14 protein-coding genes are annotated in these 17,012 nt (G+C 39.2%); 10 read left to right on the forward strand and 4 right to left on the reverse strand.

Annotation, left to right across the window (positions count from 1 at the left end; all coding sequences use genetic code 11):
- The first annotated feature begins 13 nt into the window (after positions 1-13).
- From U736_RS0100900 to lpdA, 3 genes are read left to right on the forward strand one after another with little or no spacing between them, the layout of a single operon-like run.
- Positions 14-3,013, forward strand: coding sequence for a 2-oxoglutarate dehydrogenase E1 component (locus U736_RS0100900; protein ID WP_026500162.1), 3,000 nt, complete (start codon positions 14-16; stop codon positions 3,011-3,013).
- Positions 3,014-3,045: 32 nt separating this feature from the next.
- Positions 3,046-4,257, forward strand: coding sequence for a 2-oxoglutarate dehydrogenase complex dihydrolipoyllysine-residue succinyltransferase (odhB, locus tag U736_RS0100905; protein WP_015857102.1), 1,212 nt, complete (start codon positions 3,046-3,048; stop codon positions 4,255-4,257).
- 30 nt (positions 4,258-4,287) lie between these two features.
- Positions 4,288-5,694: a dihydrolipoyl dehydrogenase gene (gene lpdA, locus U736_RS0100910; RefSeq protein ID WP_015857101.1), complete on the forward strand. Its 1,407-nt coding sequence runs from the start codon at positions 4,288-4,290 to the stop codon at positions 5,692-5,694.
- Positions 5,695-6,853: 1,159 nt separating this feature from the next.
- Here lpdA and U736_RS0100920 read toward each other — a convergent pair.
- Entirely contained in the window at positions 6,854-8,092 is a 1,239-nt protein-coding gene (locus tag U736_RS0100920) for a saccharopine dehydrogenase family protein (protein WP_015857100.1), read from the reverse strand.
- A gap of 53 nt (positions 8,093-8,145) precedes the next feature.
- Positions 8,146-9,243 (reverse strand): carboxynorspermidine decarboxylase, encoded by a 1,098-nt coding sequence (locus U736_RS0100925; RefSeq protein ID WP_026500163.1) that lies wholly within the window; start codon positions 9,241-9,243, stop codon positions 8,146-8,148.
- Positions 9,244-9,410: 167 nt separating this feature from the next.
- Between U736_RS0100925 and U736_RS0100930 the strand changes: the two genes are divergently transcribed.
- The 7 genes from U736_RS0100930 to mnhG all read left to right on the forward strand — a co-directional run bounded on the left by U736_RS0100930 (position 9,411) and on the right by mnhG (position 16,192).
- Positions 9,411-9,908 carry a BA14K family protein gene (locus tag U736_RS0100930; protein WP_015857098.1) on the forward strand — a complete coding sequence of 166 codons (498 nt, stop codon included), beginning with the start codon at positions 9,411-9,413 and terminating at the stop codon, positions 9,906-9,908.
- 232 nt (positions 9,909-10,140) lie between these two features.
- Positions 10,141-13,062 (forward strand): monovalent cation/H+ antiporter subunit A, encoded by a 2,922-nt coding sequence (locus U736_RS0100935; protein ID WP_015857097.1) that lies wholly within the window; start codon positions 10,141-10,143, stop codon positions 13,060-13,062.
- Entirely contained in the window at positions 13,062-13,403 is a 342-nt protein-coding gene (locus U736_RS0100940) for a Na+/H+ antiporter subunit C (RefSeq protein ID WP_015857096.1), read from the forward strand. Before U736_RS0100935 ends, U736_RS0100940 begins: the two co-directional genes overlap by 1 nt.
- Positions 13,403-15,025 (forward strand): monovalent cation/H+ antiporter subunit D, encoded by a 1,623-nt coding sequence (locus U736_RS0100945; RefSeq protein WP_015857095.1) that lies wholly within the window; start codon positions 13,403-13,405, stop codon positions 15,023-15,025. Before U736_RS0100940 ends, U736_RS0100945 begins: the two co-directional genes overlap by 1 nt.
- A complete protein-coding gene (locus tag U736_RS0100950; RefSeq protein ID WP_015857094.1) occupies positions 15,022-15,507 on the forward strand; it encodes a Na+/H+ antiporter subunit E in 486 nt (161 codons plus the stop codon). The genes U736_RS0100945 and U736_RS0100950 overlap by 4 nt, the downstream gene beginning before the upstream one ends.
- A complete protein-coding gene (locus U736_RS0100955; RefSeq protein ID WP_015857093.1) occupies positions 15,504-15,785 on the forward strand; it encodes a K+/H+ antiporter subunit F in 282 nt (93 codons plus the stop codon). Before U736_RS0100950 ends, U736_RS0100955 begins: the two co-directional genes overlap by 4 nt.
- A complete protein-coding gene (gene mnhG / locus U736_RS0100960; protein WP_015857092.1) occupies positions 15,782-16,192 on the forward strand; it encodes a monovalent cation/H(+) antiporter subunit G in 411 nt (136 codons plus the stop codon). Before U736_RS0100955 ends, mnhG begins: the two co-directional genes overlap by 4 nt.
- A 16-nt stretch (positions 16,193-16,208) precedes the next feature.
- Here the strand turns inward: mnhG and U736_RS0100965 are convergent, their stop codons facing one another.
- Entirely contained in the window at positions 16,209-16,598 is a 390-nt protein-coding gene (locus tag U736_RS0100965; protein ID WP_015857091.1) for an MliC family protein, read from the reverse strand.
- Between the two features lie 17 nt (positions 16,599-16,615).
- Positions 16,616-17,011, reverse strand: coding sequence for an MliC family protein (locus U736_RS0100970; RefSeq protein WP_015857090.1), 396 nt, complete (start codon positions 17,009-17,011; stop codon positions 16,616-16,618).
- Position 17,012: the final 1 nt, after the last annotated feature.

Consider the following 17,012-nt stretch of genomic DNA (forward strand, 5'->3'; position numbering starts at 1 on the left):
TCCGGAGAGGTATATGGCAAGGCAGGACGAAATAAATAGCCTTTTTGCACAGACATCATTTCTTTATGGTGGCAATGCGGATTATATAGATCAACTTTATGCTCAATATGAAAAAGATCCTACCAGTGTTGATTCACAGTGGCGTGCTTTTTTTGAAGGACTTCATGATAATAAAGAAGATGTTCTCAGAAATGCTGAAGGGGCAACATGGCAAAGTGATCATTGGCCAGTAAAGGCAAATGGAGAATTGGTTTCTGCTCTTGATGGTGATTGGTCTTCTCTTGAAAAATATCTTGGTGATAAATTAAAGGAAAAAGCAATAACAGGTGCTGCACAAAAGGGAAAAACTTCCAGTGAGCAAGATGTTATTCGTGCAACACGTGATTCCGTTCATGCAATTATGATGATTCGTGCGTTTCGAGCACGGGGGCATCTTCGTGCGCGGCTTGACCCTCTTCAATTGGTCGAAAAACAAGAAGATTACAAGGAACTTTCTTCAGAAGCTTATGGTTTTACTCCAGCTGATTACGAGCGTCCCATTTTTATTGATAATGTTTTAGGGTTGGAATATGCAACTATTCCACAAATGCTTGAAATTCTCAACCGTACTTATTGTTCAACAATCGGTGTGGAATATATGCATGTTTCTGATCCGGTTCAGAAAGCATGGCTTCAAGAACGCATTGAAGGGCGAGATGAAAAAATTTCTTTCACACAACAAGACAAGAAAGCTATCCTTAATAAGCTTATTCAGGCGGAAGGTTTCGAACAGTTTTTAGACACTAAATATAAAGGTACAAAGCGTTTTGGACTCGATGGTGGTGAGGCGCTGATTCCCGCTCTTGAACAGATTATCAAATGTGGTAGTGCTTTAGGGGTTAGGGAAGTTATTTTAGGAATGGCACATCGTGGTCGTTTAAATGTTCTTTCACAAGTTCTTGCCAAGCCGCATAGGGCTATCTTTCATGAGTTCAAAGGGGGATCTTATAAGCCTGATGATGTGGAGGGATCCGGTGATGTCAAATATCATTTGGGAACTTCAGCTGATCTTGAATTTGATGGTAAAAAAGTTCATTTATCGCTGTTGGCCAATCCATCTCATCTTGAGATTGTTGATCCGGTTGTTATAGGAAAAGCACGTGCTAAACAAGATCAACTTATGGGACCTGCGCATACTGATTTACTCTCATTAAGTGAGCGTTCAAAAGTGATGCCACTGCTTATTCATGGTGATGCTGCTTTTGCAGGACAAGGCGTTATCCAAGAAACTTTTGGTCTTTCAGGTCTTAAAGGTTATCGTGTTGCAGGCTCACTTCATGTTATTATCAATAATCAGATTGGTTTTACAACATCTCCACGTTTTTCACGTTCTTCGCCTTATCCATCAGATGTTGCAAAAATGATTGATGCACCAATTTTCCATGTGAATGGTGATGATCCTGAGGCAGTTGTTTTTGTTGCCAAAATAGCAACAGAGTTTCGCCAAATTTTCCATAAACCAGTGGTTATTGATATGTTTTGTTATCGCCGTTATGGGCATAATGAAGGTGATGAGCCTTCCTTTACGCAGCCGCTTATGTATAAGGCAATTCGTAATCATAAAACAACACTTCAGCTTTATAGTGACCAATTGGTAGCAGAAGGGGTGATTTCTTTAGAAGAGATTGAGCAACAAAAAAAATTATGGCGCGATAAGCTTGAAGGTGAATTTGAAGCAAGTGCTTCTTATAAGCCTAATAAGGCTGATTGGCTTGATGGAAGCTGGACGGGTCTCAAAGCTTTTAGTAGTTCTGATGAACAACATTCTAGAACAACCGGTGTTGAATTAAAAATTTTAAAGGAAATTGGTCAGAAAATTGTCGAAATTCCGGCAGATTTTCACGTTCACAAAACCATTCAACGTTTTTTAAATAATCGTGCTAAAATTTTTGAAACCGGTGAGGGTGTTGATTGGGCAACCGCTGAAGCTCTAGCTTTTGGTTCACTTTGTTTGGAAGGGGCACCGGTTCGTCTTTCCGGTGAGGATGTTGAACGGGGAACTTTTTCACAACGTCATTCAGTTCTTTATGACCAAGAAAATGAGGCGCGTTATATTCCTTTGAATCATTTACAAAAAGGGCAAGCGCTTTATGAAGTTGTTAATTCTATGCTTTCTGAAGAAGCTGTTCTTGGTTTTGAATATGGATATTCTCTTGCTGAACCACGAGGATTAACACTTTGGGAAGCACAATTTGGTGATTTCTCTAATGGTGCACAGGTCATTTTTGATCAATTTATTTCATCCGCAGAGCGTAAGTGGCTTCGTATGTCTGGTCTTGTGTGTTTATTGCCTCATGGTTTTGAAGGGCAAGGGCCGGAGCATTCTTCTGCACGTTTAGAACGGTTTCTTCAACTTTGTGCGGAAGATAATATGCAGGTTGCTAATTGTACAACCCCTGCAAATTATTTTCATATTTTGCGTCGACAAATTAAGCGTGATTTCCGTAAGCCATTGATTTTGATGACACCGAAATCACTTTTACGTCATAAGCGAGCTGTTTCTCTTCTCAATGAAATGGGGCCAGAAACAAGTTTCTGTCGTGTGTTGCTTGATGATGCAGAATGTCTCAAAGATTCTGTCATTAAGTTGCAGAAAGATAATAAAATTCGCCGTGTCGTTCTTTGTACTGGTAAGGTTTATTACGACCTTTATGAAGAACGTGAAAAAAAGGGTATTGATGATGTTTACCTCCTTCGTGTTGAACAACTTTATCCTTTTCCTGCTAAAGTTTTGGTGAATGTGTTGTCGCGCTTTTTGCAGGCGGAAGTTTTTTGGTGCCAAGAGGAACCAAAAAACATGGGGGCTTGGTCATTTATTGAGCCTTATTTGGAATGGGTTTTGACGCATATTAATGCGCAATATTCACGTGCTCGTTATGCAGGGCGTCCTGCGAGTGCGTCACCGGCCTCTGGGTTAATGGTGAAACACCTTGAACAACTGGCTGCGTTTCTTAAAGACGCGTTAGGTTCTTAATTTATTACTACTCTGATGTATGGAAAAATATTATGACTACTGAAATTCGTGTTCCTACTTTGGGCGAATCGGTTACCGAAGCAACGATTGGCAAATGGTTTAAAAAACTTGGCGAAGCTGTCGCTATGGATGAGCCTTTGGTTGAATTAGAAACTGATAAGGTGACCGTTGAAGTTCCTTCTCCTGTTGCAGGAAAATTATCTGAAATCATTGCAAAAGAAGGCGATACGGTTGAAGTAAATGCTCTTTTAGGAGTGGTGGAAGCTGGAGAAGCTGGTGTCTCCCAATCATTTTCACCTTCTGCTACACTTGTTCCAGCGGCTTCATCTGAATCGGAGAAGCCTGCTTCGGGCAGTACAATGCCTCCTTCTCCTTCAGCAGCAAAATTGATGGCTGAAAATAATGTTGCAAAAAGCGATATTTCAGGTTCTGGAAAACGTGGACAAATTCTTAAAGAAGATGTTCTTGGTGGATTAAAACAAAGTACAAATGCCCCTACACCCTCTTCTTCTGCGACGAGTTCTTCGGCAACTCCTGTCCAAGAAACACGTGAAGAGCGGGTTCGTATGACGAAATTGCGTCAAACAATTGCTCGCCGTCTTAAAGATGCACAAAATGTAGCAGCAATGTTAACCACATTTAATGAGGTTGATATGTCAGCGGTGATGGATTTGCGCAAGCGTTATAAGGACCTTTTTGAAAAGAAAAATGGTGTTAAACTTGGTTTTATGGGTTTTTTTACCAAAGCTGTTTGTCATGCATTAAAAGAACTTCCTGCTGTTAATGCCGAGATTGATGGGACAGATATTGTTTACAAAAACTATGTCAATGTTGGAATTGCTGTTGGAACGGATAAAGGGCTTGTTGTTCCAGTAGTGCGAGATGCAGATCAAATGTCATTGGCAGAGATTGAAAAAGAGATTGGTCGTTTGGGGCGTCTTGCGCGTGATGGAAAATTAGCCGTTTCTGATATGCAAGGGGGAACTTTTACCATTACCAACGGTGGTGTGTATGGATCGTTGATGTCAACACCGATTTTGAATGCACCACAATCTGGTATTTTGGGAATGCATGCGATTAAAGAGCGAGCAATGGTTGTTGAGGGCCAAGTTGTGATCCGCCCCATGATGTATTTAGCGCTTTCTTATGATCACCGTATTGTGGATGGGCAAGAAGCTGTAACTTTCCTTGTGCGTGTTAAGGAAAGCTTAGAAGATCCGGAACGCCTTGTTCTTGATTTGTAAATACAGTTTCCAGGATGAAAGGAGAAACGGATGTCTTATGATGTGGCTGTGATCGGAGCGGGTCCAGGTGGTTATGTAGCAGCAATAAAGGCTGCACAACTGGGACTTAAAGTAGCGATTATTGAAAAGCGTACAACATTAGGAGGAACATGTCTCAACGTTGGTTGTATTCCTTCTAAAGCGTTGTTGCATGCTTCAGAAGTGTTTTCTGAAACCCAGCATGGTTTTGAAACACTTGGTATTTCTATTGGCAAATCTAAGCTTAATCTTGAACAAATGATGGTTCATAAGAAAGCTGTGGTGACAGCCAATACAAGTGGCGTTTCTTTTTTGATGAAAAAAAATAAAGTTGATACTTTTTTGGGGACAGCTAAAATTTTGAGTGCGGGTCATGTGGAAGTTGTTGCCAGAGATGGTAATAAACAAACAATTGAAACAAAAAATATTATTATTGCTACGGGCTCAGAGAGTTCAGGCATTCCAGGTGTGAATGTTGAAATTGATGAAAAGACTATTGTTTCTTCTACGGGAGCCCTTTCACTTGAAAAAGTACCAGAGCATATGATTGTAGTGGGTGCTGGTGTTATTGGTTCAGAACTTGGATCAGTTTGGAGCCGTTTAGGTGCTAAAGTTACCATTATTGAGTATCTTAATAAAATTTTGGGCTCAATGGATGGTGAAGTTTCACGGCAATTTCAGAAATTAATGGAAAAACAGGGGATAGAATATAAGACGGGAACAAAGGTGACAGCTGTTACACAATCTGGCTCAACTGCTCAGGTGACTTTTGAAGCCGTCAAAGGTGGTGCAGCTGAAACTTTAGAGGCTGATGTTGTGCTTATTGCTACTGGACGTTCTCCGTATACGGAGGGGCTTGGCTTAGGGGAGGCTGGTGTTCAGTTAGATGAACGCGGATTTATTGCAATTGATGCCCATTGGCAGACGAATGTTCCAGGAATTTATGCGATTGGTGATGTCGTAAAAGGGCCAATGTTAGCGCATAAAGCAGAGGAAGAAGGCGTTGCTGTGGCAGAAATTTTGGCAGGTCAAAAAGGGCATGTTAATTTTGATGTCATTCCTAGTGTTGTTTATACACAGCCGGAAATTGCTAGTGTAGGAAGGACAGAAGAAGAGCTAAAAACTGCTGGTATTGAATATAATGTTGGCAAATTTCCTTTTATGGCTAATGGTCGTGCTCGTGCAATGCAAAAGAGTGATGGGTTCGTTAAAATCCTTTCTGATAAAAAAACAGATCGGGTATTAGGGGGGCATATTCTTGGATTTGGTGCTGGTGAAATGATCCATGAAATTGCAGTTTTAATGGAATTTGGTGGTTCATCAGAAGATCTGGGGCGTTGTTGCCATGCACATCCTACCTTATCAGAAGCCGTGCGTGAGGCAGCTTTGGCAACATTTGCTAAACCACTTCATATTTAAAAAGCTTTTAAAAAGTACATTTTAAAAGGCACAGGAGGCAAAAAATATTTGTGAAGCATACAACAACATTTTAAAACTTTAAAAAGGAATACAACCAATTGTATTGAAATATTCCGTTTGTTGTATGCTTTTCTATAATTACTGTTTTAAAATTCAGTTGTGTAGTTTTTATTGATTATCCTGTTGTGCATTATTGTTTAGAGCGGTGGTGTTTGTTTGGTTTATGTAAAGTTTTACATATGGGGTGGTTTTTATACTATTATAAAATATTTAGGATAGGGTTCTGAGCCTATTTGCGTGCTTTGTTTTAAGAACACATCTCTCAAAATGCGCAAACCTATTTCACGATGGTGCTCGTTAATGGTATAGCTGTAAAGTTCCTCTTGAAATATATAAAATTCATTCAAATTGTTATAAGACCTATTTGTGCATCATCATCTTTATGTTTAGTAAACGTATACGCTGACATTATAATGCACTTTTTCAGTTCTCAATATTGCTAAAGCTCTTTATTATTTGAGAGTTTTTATAAGAGAAATTTTTATTCTTTTCTTATTTTTACTCACATTCTTGCTCTGTTTGTGATGTGCAGACAAAAGATATTAATTGATTCAATGTGAGAGAGTTTGCGATAAGAGAATATTACAGTTTTCAGCGTTATGAATCAAGTTGAAAATGATATTTATTGTTATAAATCAATGTATTATATATGAAAATGAATCATGTGAAGAGGGAAGCCAAGAGGAATTCGCTCAAAGAAATTGAATTGTTTAATGATTGGAGCGGGTTAAGGATCTTTGTCATTTAAGATAAAGAGGGGAGGGATTGAATATTCTACAAAATACCACTCTTTTTTAAAAGAGCGGTATTTTTATATCTTTTCTTTATCACACTATCTTTTTGATGATAATGACAAGTTATACAGTGTGATTAAATTAGTTTTTGCTTCTCTGTTTTTCTTGATCATTGCTTGTTATGTCTTAGAAAGATGATATGTTTCTTCTTTAAGGTTGTTAAGAAATCGTAATGTTGCCAAAATATAACGAATAGCTAAAATTTTTTTGAAAACCATAATTACATGAGAATATTAAGTTTGTTTTCATTGGGCAGTTTTCTGATAACTTAAAAAATCAAGCATATGCTTTCTATAGGTATAAATTTAAAATTCTAATTTTTTATCCTCTTGTTGTTCTCTTATAAAAGTGGGAAGCCCCATACGATCAAGATATTTAAGGAAAGGGCGGGGTGGTAATTCCTCTACATTGACCATAGTCTTAACATCCCATTCGCCTGTAGCAATGAGAAGGGCTGTAGCAGCAGCTGGTACGCCAGCGGTATAGGAAATGCCTTGTGCTCCAGTTTCATGAAAAGCTTGTTTGTGATCGGCTATATTATAGATAAAAATTTCTCGCAGGTGTCCATCTTTTTCGCCTTTAATAAGATCTCCAATACAGGTTTTTCCTGTGTAGTCTGGGGCGAGAGAGGAAGGGTCGGGTAAGACGGCTTTCACGACTTTCAAGGGCACGACTTCTTGACCTTCTGCCGTTTTAATCGGTTGTTCGGATAAGAGTCCGAGGTTTTTTAGAACCGTAAAAACAGTGATATAACGTTCACCAAATCCCATCCAGAAACGAACATTCTCCACATCGAGATTTTTTGATAATGAATGAATTTCATCATGTCCTGTCATATAGGCTTTTTGTTTTCCAACAACGGGAAGATCCCATTCATGGCTGACTTCAAACATTTTATTGGAAGTCCATTTTTTATTTTGCCATGACCATACTTGTCCTGTAAATTCACGGAAGTTAATTTCTGGATCAAAATTTGTAGCAAACCAACGCCCATGATTTCCGGCATTAATATCAATAATATCAATATCTGTGATTTTATCAAAATAATTATCGCGCGCTAATGCTGCATAGGCATTCACTACACCTGGGTCAAAACCTGCTCCTAAAATAGCGGTTATACCAGCTTTTTCACATTCTTGACGCCGAGGCCATTCATAATTGCCATACCAAGGAGGTGTTTCACAAATTTTCAAGGGGTCTTCATGGATCGCTGTATCGATATAAGCGCATTTGGTTTCAATACAAGCTGAAAGAACAGACATATTAAGAAAGGCAGAACCAACATTAATGACAATTTCGCATTTGGTCTTTTGGATGAGCTTTATAGTTTCTTCTACATTCATGGCATTGAGCGAATGGCTTTTGAGAACACCCTGTTCTTTCATAGTGTTTTTTTCTTTAATAGAAGCAATGATGGCTTCACATTTTTTGAGTGTTCGTGAAGCAATATGAATTTCACCAAGAATATCGTTGTTTTGAGCACATTTGTGTGCAACAACTTGTGCAACACCTCCAGCACCAATAATGAGAACATTTTTTTTCATTGTAGGTTCATCTCCTTTTTAATACTGTTGTATGACGTTTTTATGGTTGATCTTTATGAAAGACTTTCCTGATAGTCGTTATAGCTGAATTGGCGTTGAAGTGTTAATGTACCATCGCACTCTTTGAGAACAATAGCAGGCATTGTAACGCCATTAAACCAGTTTTTCTTGACCATTGTATAACCTGCTGCATCCTGAAAAGACAGCCGATCGCCTATTTTAAGAGGTTTTTGAAATTGAAATGTTCCAAAAATATCGCCGGCAAGACAAGATTTTCCACAAATCATAATTTCGTATGGTCCTTGATTGGGCTCTAATTTGGCATTTTCACGATAAATGAGAAGATCAAGCATATGTGCTTCAATTGAGCTGTCAACGATGGCAAGATTCTTTTCATTATACAATGTGTCAAGAACACTGACTTCTAATGTGGTGCTTTTGGCGATAGCAGCTTCTCCTGGTTCTAGAAAAAGAGTAACACCATGGGTTTTAGAAAATTGTTTTAAACGTTTTGCGAAAGATTCTAAAGGATAATTTTCAGCTGTAAAATGGATTCCGCCACCAAGGCTTATCCAGTCAACCGCAGCGAAAAGTTCTGCAAATTTTTCTTCCATGTGATTCAGCATTTGGTTAAAAAGATTAAAATCAGCATTTTCGCAATTGTTGTGGATCATTAGGCCATTTATGAGGGGTAGAACTTCTTTTATAGCGCTTTGATTGGTTTCGCCTAAGCGGCTAAAAGGGCGGGAGGGATTGGCAAGATCAAAATTGGATGCGCTGATTCCTGGATTTAACCTCAAACCCCGTTGGATGGTTTTGCTAGCGTTAGAAAAACGTTGAAGCTGTTGGATTGAGTTAAAGATAATTTTGTCTGCATAGCTACAGGCTTCATCAATTTCATGATCGGCCCAAGCAACCGAATAGGCATGGGTTTCTTTGCCAAATTTTTCTCTTCCTAAACGCAGTTCATAAAGGGATGATGATGTGGTTCCATCCATGAACTCGGACATTAAATCAAAAACACTCCATGTAGCAAAACATTTCAAAGCAAGTAAAATTTTAGCTCCAGACATTTCCCGTAAACGAGAAATTGTTTGCATGTTTTTGATGAGTTTCGATTTGTCTATAAGGTAGTAGGGGGTTTTTATCATCATTTATTCATTCTTTTTTGAAGGATCTTATTACCAAGATCAACGTTTAGTACAAAGAGTAACAGAATGTCTCAAGAAAAAAGAGTCTTAAGAAAAGAATCTGTTTCTGTCTAGAAAGAGAAAGGCTTTCTGTAATTACTGTTGTTTATTATTTTGAGTTTTGCGTTATGAGTATGAAAAAAAAATTATATTATGCTTTAGCTTTTGTATTGGTTAGCAGTTTTTTCATTATAACAACTACTCTTGTTAATTGGGGGCAAAATAGGAGTGATGCTAAAGCCAAACTGGTTACTCAGACTTCTGTCCAAGATAGTTCGGTGCCTTTGATTTTTACGGGGCGTAGAGAACTTAATGGTTTTAAAGGTTATCGTCATTATCGGCGTGGTTATCGTAAATATAGTGATAATTGGTGGTATCCTGAAGTGGCATTTGTTACGTCACCGCACTTAAGCACAAAAAGCGCATCATTAAAAGTTGTACCAGATGCTAAAAAAGTGTTTTTAACGTCTTCTTCGGAAAAATTAGAAAAAAAAGAGCCATGGATGCTTAAACAACATATTGAATCTTGCCGTGCGCGTTATCGCTCTTATAATAAAAATGATAATAGTTTTCAGCCTTTTCACGGGGGGCGTAAACAGTGTTTATCACGCTTTTTTAAAGGATAGAAATTATTAAATAAATTTTTAATTGCTTCTTGTCGTGGGCGTTATTGTTCTTACAATAAAGAGAAAACTTGCGTGGTGCGCAGCATTTTCATGCAAGCGTTTTTTTTTGAAAAATTTAAATACTTTTAAGTTTTATTAAATCTTATTATCATTAAGTGTGGAATGGGGGGTGAGGATATAAGTTTTTGTTTTGTCGATGACAAAATATTAAGGACAGGATGGAGTTGAAAGAATGACAACACGGGAAGCAATGTTGATATTGCTCGTTTTGCTTCCCTTTGGTGGAAGTGCTATCATTGGCTTTTTTCGTTCGACAGCAAAAAATAATGAAGCGTGGTTTGCTGGGATTGTTGCACTTTTCTGTCTTATTTTTACAATAATGCTTTATCCGGAAGTTCGCGGAAACCACGTAGTGCGTTTAGATATTTCTTGGCTTCCAGAATGGGGGAGCGATTTGATTCTCCGTATAGATGGTTTGTCGTGGCTTTTTTGCTTGCTCATTACAGGAATTGGGCTGCTTGTTGTCATTTATTCACGTTATTACATGGATCCAGCAGATTCTGTACCGCGTTTTTTTTCCTTTTTTTTGGCCTTTATGGGATCAATGACAGGAATAGTCTTATCAGGCAATCTCGTCTTTTTGGTTATTTTTTGGGAACTCACCAGTATTTTTTCTTTTTTGTTGATCGGCTATTGGTACCATAATGCAAGTGCGCGTGAGGGGGCGCGTATGGCTCTAACAATCACAGGTTTTGGCGGTTTTGCCCTTTTTATTGGGGTTTTATTGATTGGGTATATTGTTGGCAGTTTTGATTTGGATAAGGTATTGCAGTCTGGGGATATGATTCGGTCAAGTTCTCTTTACAGTCCTGTCCTTATTTGTATTTTATTGGGGGGATTAACAAAAAGTGCGCAGTTTCCCTTTCATTTTTGGCTGCCCAATGCGATGGCTGCTCCAACCCCCGTATCGGCTTATTTGCATTCAGCAACAATGGTAAAAGCGGGATTGTTTTTACTTGTTCGTTTATGGCCTGTGCTTTCTGGGACAGAATCTTGGTTTTGGCTGGTTGGCTTTTCAGGACTCTCTACATTGCTGCTTGGTGCCTATTTTTCCATGTTTCAGCAAGACTTGAAGGGACTGCTTGCTTACTCGACTATTAGTCATCTTGGATTGATTACCACGCTTTTAAGTCTTGGTAGTCCACTTGCTTGTGTTGCAGCGATCTTCCATATGGCTAATCATGCTACTTTTAAAGCTTCTTTATTTATGGCTGCTGGTATTATTGATCACGAGACGGGAACACGTGATATGCGTAAATTGTCAGGGCTTTATCGTTCTATGCCTATTACAGCAACTCTCGCTTTAGTTGCAAGCGCAGCGATGGCTGGAGTTCCTTTGTTGAATGGTTTTTTATCGAAAGAGATGTTTTTTGCTGAAGCTGTTGAAACGCATATGGAATCATGGCTCGATTGGATTGCACCTTATGTAGCAACGCTGGCTAGTCTGTTTAGTGTAACCTATTCTATACGCTTTATTCATGGCGTTTTTTTGGGACCAAAACCTGTCAATTTACCCAAAACTCCCCATGAACCACCGCATTTCATGCGTTTACCAATGGAGCTTTTGGTGTTTATTTGTTTAGCAGTTGGTATTTTTCCTAATTTAACAATAGGACCTATTTTAGATAACGCGGTTGTGTCTGTTTTAGGATCAATGACAATCCCTTATAGTTTAGCTGTTTGGCATGGGTTCAATACTCCATTAGTGATGAGTTTTGTTGCGTTATTAGGAGGCGGATTGCTCTACGCTGTCGGGCACCGTTATTTTTTATCCTGTGATGATGGAGCACCTTTTTTTCGTCACTTAAATGGACCGCGTATTTTTGAACGCATTCTCGTGATTATTTCTTGGAAATGGGCACGTGCGGTGGAATCTATTTTATCAACACGCCGTTTGCAGATACAGTTGCACTGGATTTTTTGGGTGTGTTTTGCATTTGTTGGTTTTTTACTTTGGTGCGATGGTTTCATTTCAGCGGGGGCGTTACCGCTTTTTCCAGTTGATATTCCTTTTCTCGCTCTTTGGTTAGTCGGCGGATTATGTGCGCTTTTAGTTGCTTGGCAAGCGAAGTTTCATCGTCTTGCATCACTCATGTTGTTGGGGGGAGCTGGTTTGATGACTTGTGCAACCTTTTTATGGCTTTCTGCTCCTGATTTAGCAATAACACAATTAGTTGTTGAGGTTGTTACAGTCGTCTTATTATTGCTTGGTTTACGGTGGTTGCCTAAACGTTTGCATAATCCTACACCAACGCCTGTTCGTTTTTTCGTGCGCTTGCGTCGTATCCGTGATTTTATCATAGCTCTTGTGGGAGGTGCTGGTGTAGCATGGCTCTCTTTTGCAGTGATGACACGTCCTCAAGGTACGACGATTTCTGATTTTTTTCTCACCAAGGCTTACTCTGATGCTGGTGGTCGCAATGTTGTGAATGTGTTGTTGGTTGATTTCCGTGGTTTTGATACTATGGGAGAAATTGTCGTTTTGGGTGTTGTATCACTCACTGTTTTTGCCCTTTTACGGCGGTTTCGTCCTGCCCCTGAAAGTATTGATGCACCTTTTCAGCAACGTGTCCAGAAAGCCTTTGATATGGCACAGCCTAATCGAAATGTGGGAGATACAGTGTTGAATTATTTAGCTGTTCCTGCTGTTATTATGGGTTGGCTCTTTCCGATTATTATCGCTTTTGCTATTTATTTATTTATGCGAGGGCATGATCTGCCAGGAGGTGGATTTGTCGGTGGTGTTACTTTGGCGATAGGATTTATTTTACAATATCTTGCACGCGATATTCGGTGGGTGGAAACGCATTTGAGAGTTTTACCTTTGCGTTGGATGGGCTTTGGTTTATTGTTGTCAGTCGTAACGGGGATGGGCTCTTGGTTTTTTGGATATCCTTTTTTAACATCCTTTTTTCGATATATTCATTTTCCGTTAATTGGAAAAGTTCCCATGGCATCTGCTTTTTTGTTTGATTTTGGTGTGCTTTCTCTTGTGTTAGGAGCAACTGTTCTCATTTTAATTGCACTTGCACACCAGTCAATTCGGAGTTACCGAATCGGTAAGAAACCTGTTTTGAAAGAGAAGGAAAATTAATGGAAATTGTTCTTTCTTTAGGTATTGGTATTCTTGTTGGATCAGGAATTTGGCTTATTTTACGTCCACGCACTTTTCAAGTTATTCTTGGTTTGTCTTTGATTTCCTATGGTGTCAATCTTTTTATGTTTTCAATGAGTAGACCGCGTAGTAATGCCGCTCCAATTGTTGATCCTACTACTGTTATTAATCCAGCTAATTATGTCGATCCTCTTCCTCAAGCCTTGGTTTTAACTGCGATTGTGATTGGTTTTGCAACGACAGCTTTATTTTTAGTTATTCTCTTGGTTTCACGCGGTTTAACGGGTTCAGATCACGTTGATGGACGTGAGGTGCAGTGATGGAAGTAGGGGTGCACCATCTCCTTATTTTGCCTATTCTTTTGCCGTTAATCACTGGAGCACTTCTTCTTTTTTATGATGAACGGCGTTCGAAATTTAAATCATTGATTAGTCTTTTTTCGGCGGGATTGTCGGTCGTTATTGCTGTTTTACTGATTATACGTACTCTTGAAATAGCGCCGGCTTGCGATGTTTATCGGCTTGGCAATTGGCTCTCTCCCTTCGGAATTGTTTTGGTCCTTGATCGTTTAAGCGCCATGATGCTTTTACTTTCAAGCTTATTGGTGACTAGCGTACTGGTTTTTGCGCGGGCTCATTGGTACAAAGCGGGTTCTCATTTTCAGTCATTGATGCAATTTTTCATGGTTGGAATAAACGGCGCTTTTTTGACCGGTGATTTATTTAATTTATTTGTATTTTTTGAAGTTATGTTAACGGCTTCCTATGGGCTTGCTTTGCATGGTTCTGGTCAGACACGCGTGCGTGCAGGGTTGCATTATGTTGTGGTTAATCTTGTTGCTTCATTACTTTTTTTAGTTGGTACAGCCCTCATTTATGGAGTCGCTGGTACTCTTAATATGGCCGATTTGGCTGTTAAAATAAAATATATATCTTCTACAGATATTGTTTTGTTCGAAATAGGTGTTGCACTTCTAGGTATTGCTTTTTTGCTTAAGGCTGGTATGTGGCCGCTTAATTTTTGGTTGGTGCCAACTTACAGCGCGGCAGTAGCGCCCGTTGGAGCTTCTTTTGCACTTTTGAGCAAGGTGGGTATTTATATTATTTTACGTTTAACGCTGCTGTGGTTTGGTCCTGAAAGTGAATATTTTAACCATTTTGGTCATACGGTTTTGTTTTATGGTGGGCTTGCCACTTTGATTTTTGGTTTTATTGGGGTATTGGCGAGCCAAGTTTTGGTGCGTTTGGCAGCTTATAGTGTTCTTGTCTCTTCTGGTACATTGTTGGCAGCAATAGGGATTGGCAATGCAGCACTGACAGCAGGTGCACTTTTTTATATTGTTTCTTCAACTTTAGCACTGGGAGCTTTTTTTCTTTTGGTAGAGTTGGTTGAACGCTGTCAAGATGTGGCTGCTAATGTTCTGGCTGTCACAATGGAGGTTTATGGTGACGATGAAGAGGAGGAAGAAGATGAAGTTGGCACATATATCCCTGTAACCTTGGCAATTCTTGGGGCTTGTTTTGGTATCTGTGCCATTTTGATTATTGGATTGCCACCTTTTTCTGGTTTTGTTGCTAAACTTATGATGTTCATGGCAGTTTTAAACCATAGTAGAGAGGATTTTTTTGCCTCTCTTCCGGTTTATCACGATTGGCTTTTTGTGGTTTTTGTCACCCTCTCAGGTTTTGCAGCTTTGATTGCTCTGACACGAACGGGGATTCGAACTTTTTGGGTTTCTCTTGAAGGTCGCGTTCCCCGTGTGCAGGTGATAGAATTTGCGCCTATTGCTGTTCTTCTTGCCTTGTGTTTTCTTATAACAATTGTAGCCGGTCCTGTTGGTCATTATATGTCTGAAACTGCTAAGACTTTGTATGAACCTCAGAATTATATTGGGAGCGTTTTAACGGATTTTTCTCTCGAAAAGAGGGAGATGAATAAATGAGTCGTTTTTGTCCTTCTCCTTTTTTCAGTAGTGTCATTGTCCTTATGTGGCTTATTTTAAATGGTTTTAGTTTAGGGCAATTGCTTTTAGCCATTATAACCGCTTTGTTTTGTGGTTGGATGATACGGCTCCTTGAGCCGGAGAAGGTTGCTATTAAAAGCTGGAGTGCGGTTTTTCGTCTTATTTTTCGAGTCTTAATAGATTCTATATCCTCAAATATCTCGGTGGCTTGGTTTGTTTTAACAAAAAGGTCTCGAAAACAGCGATCTGGCTTTATTGTAGTGCCTCTTCTGCTTCATAATCGCACTGCTTTGGCTATTTTAGCGTGCATCCTTTCAGCAACTCCTGGAACGGCTTGGGTTGCCTATAATAGTAAAAAGGGTGAGCTTTTGCTCCATGTCTTAAATTTAAAAAAAGGATATAATTATCAACGATTGATAAAACAACGGTATGAGCAATTACTTTTGGAGATTTTCTTATGAGTATGGTGATCCTTTATTGGGGGCTTTTCTTTTCACAGTTTTTTTTAAGTTTGGCGGTGATCTTCGCATTGTTTCGGTTGATTCGTGGTCCACGGGCACAGGATAGAATTGTTGGTTTGGATGCTCTTTATATAACCACGGTTCTTTTGTTTCTTACATTCGATATCCGTTCAGGAACAACTATTTATTTTGTCGCAGCTCTCATTATTGGGTTGTTGGGGTCTATCTCAAGCATCGCTTTAGCGAAGTTTCTTATGCGGGGGGAGATTATTGAATGAAAGATGACGTATCGCTTGTGGTGGCTATTGCTATCACGGTTTTCTTAATATTAGGGTCTGGATTGACACTGATCGCAACGATAGGTTTGGTGCGTTTTTCCAGTTTTTATGAGCGTTTGCATATGCTTTCAGTATGTACGAGTTGGGGCGTTGGTAGCATTCTTATTTCTTCATTTCTTTATTCAATATTTGTGGACCATTATTTTGTTTTTCATGAAGTGTTGCTGATGTTTTTTTTGTTTTTAACAGCACCGGTAGCTTCTATGTTGCTCTCACATACAGCAGCTTATCGACATCATTCAGAAGAACAGTCAGAAAAACCGCTGGCTCTTTTATTAAACCAGACGGAGGAAAAGTTACCCACGTCAGAAGGAACATCAAGCGATGAGAGCCAGCGCGGTTCTTGAAATGTAAGAACCTTCCTTATTCTGTGCTTTTTTCTTCTACACACGTGAGGGACGTTGCGTGGTCTTCAGTAAGGGTATTGTAGAATGAGGCCTCGTTTCCTTTTGTCCACCAAACATATTCACCCCCTACATATTTTGCTCCAGAAGCAGAAACGACATTGGAAGCGATGATGCGCTTTCCATTCCATTTGAGATCAACTAATGCAATATCATTGGTAGTGTAGTAGGTTGCTTCAACACGTTCTTTTTTTGTTTCATTGCTGCATTGATAGACAGCGGTTTCTTTTTTTGGTTCTGAATCGTCTGGTACCTCAATGACTAAAGAGCCGGCAAAGGCACTCGTTGAGCTAAAAAGCGATAGACTTAAAACGGCTAAAAACCGTAAATTAAAAAGAGTTTTTTTCATAATGATTCCTTCGTTATTTAGAACAACAATGTTGATTCATCTTTACAGTGGATGGGGGTTTTTCTTTCTGGATCACGAAGATGATCGTAAAGTGTGACTTCGTTGTTCTTTTTCCACCAAATATACCAAGTTCCTTCGTATTTTTCCCCTGTGTCTGCGACTACATTTGCAGCAATGACGCGATCGCCTTTCCATTTGAAATCAACCAACGAAATATTATCAGCATTGAGATAGACTGCTTCAACGCGCTCTTTACTTGTTCCAGTATCACACTGGTAGGTAATGGTCTCAGTTTTTGGCTCTGGATTGTCTGGTACCTCAATGATAAAAGAACCAGCTAAGCTATTGTTTGAGCTGAAGATTGATAAACTTAAAGCGGTGAAAAATCCTAAAATATGTAAAGTTTTTTTCATG

This window comes from Bartonella grahamii ATCC 700132 (genome assembly GCF_000518085.1).
GTDB lineage: Bacteria > Pseudomonadota > Alphaproteobacteria > Rhizobiales > Rhizobiaceae > Bartonella > Bartonella grahamii.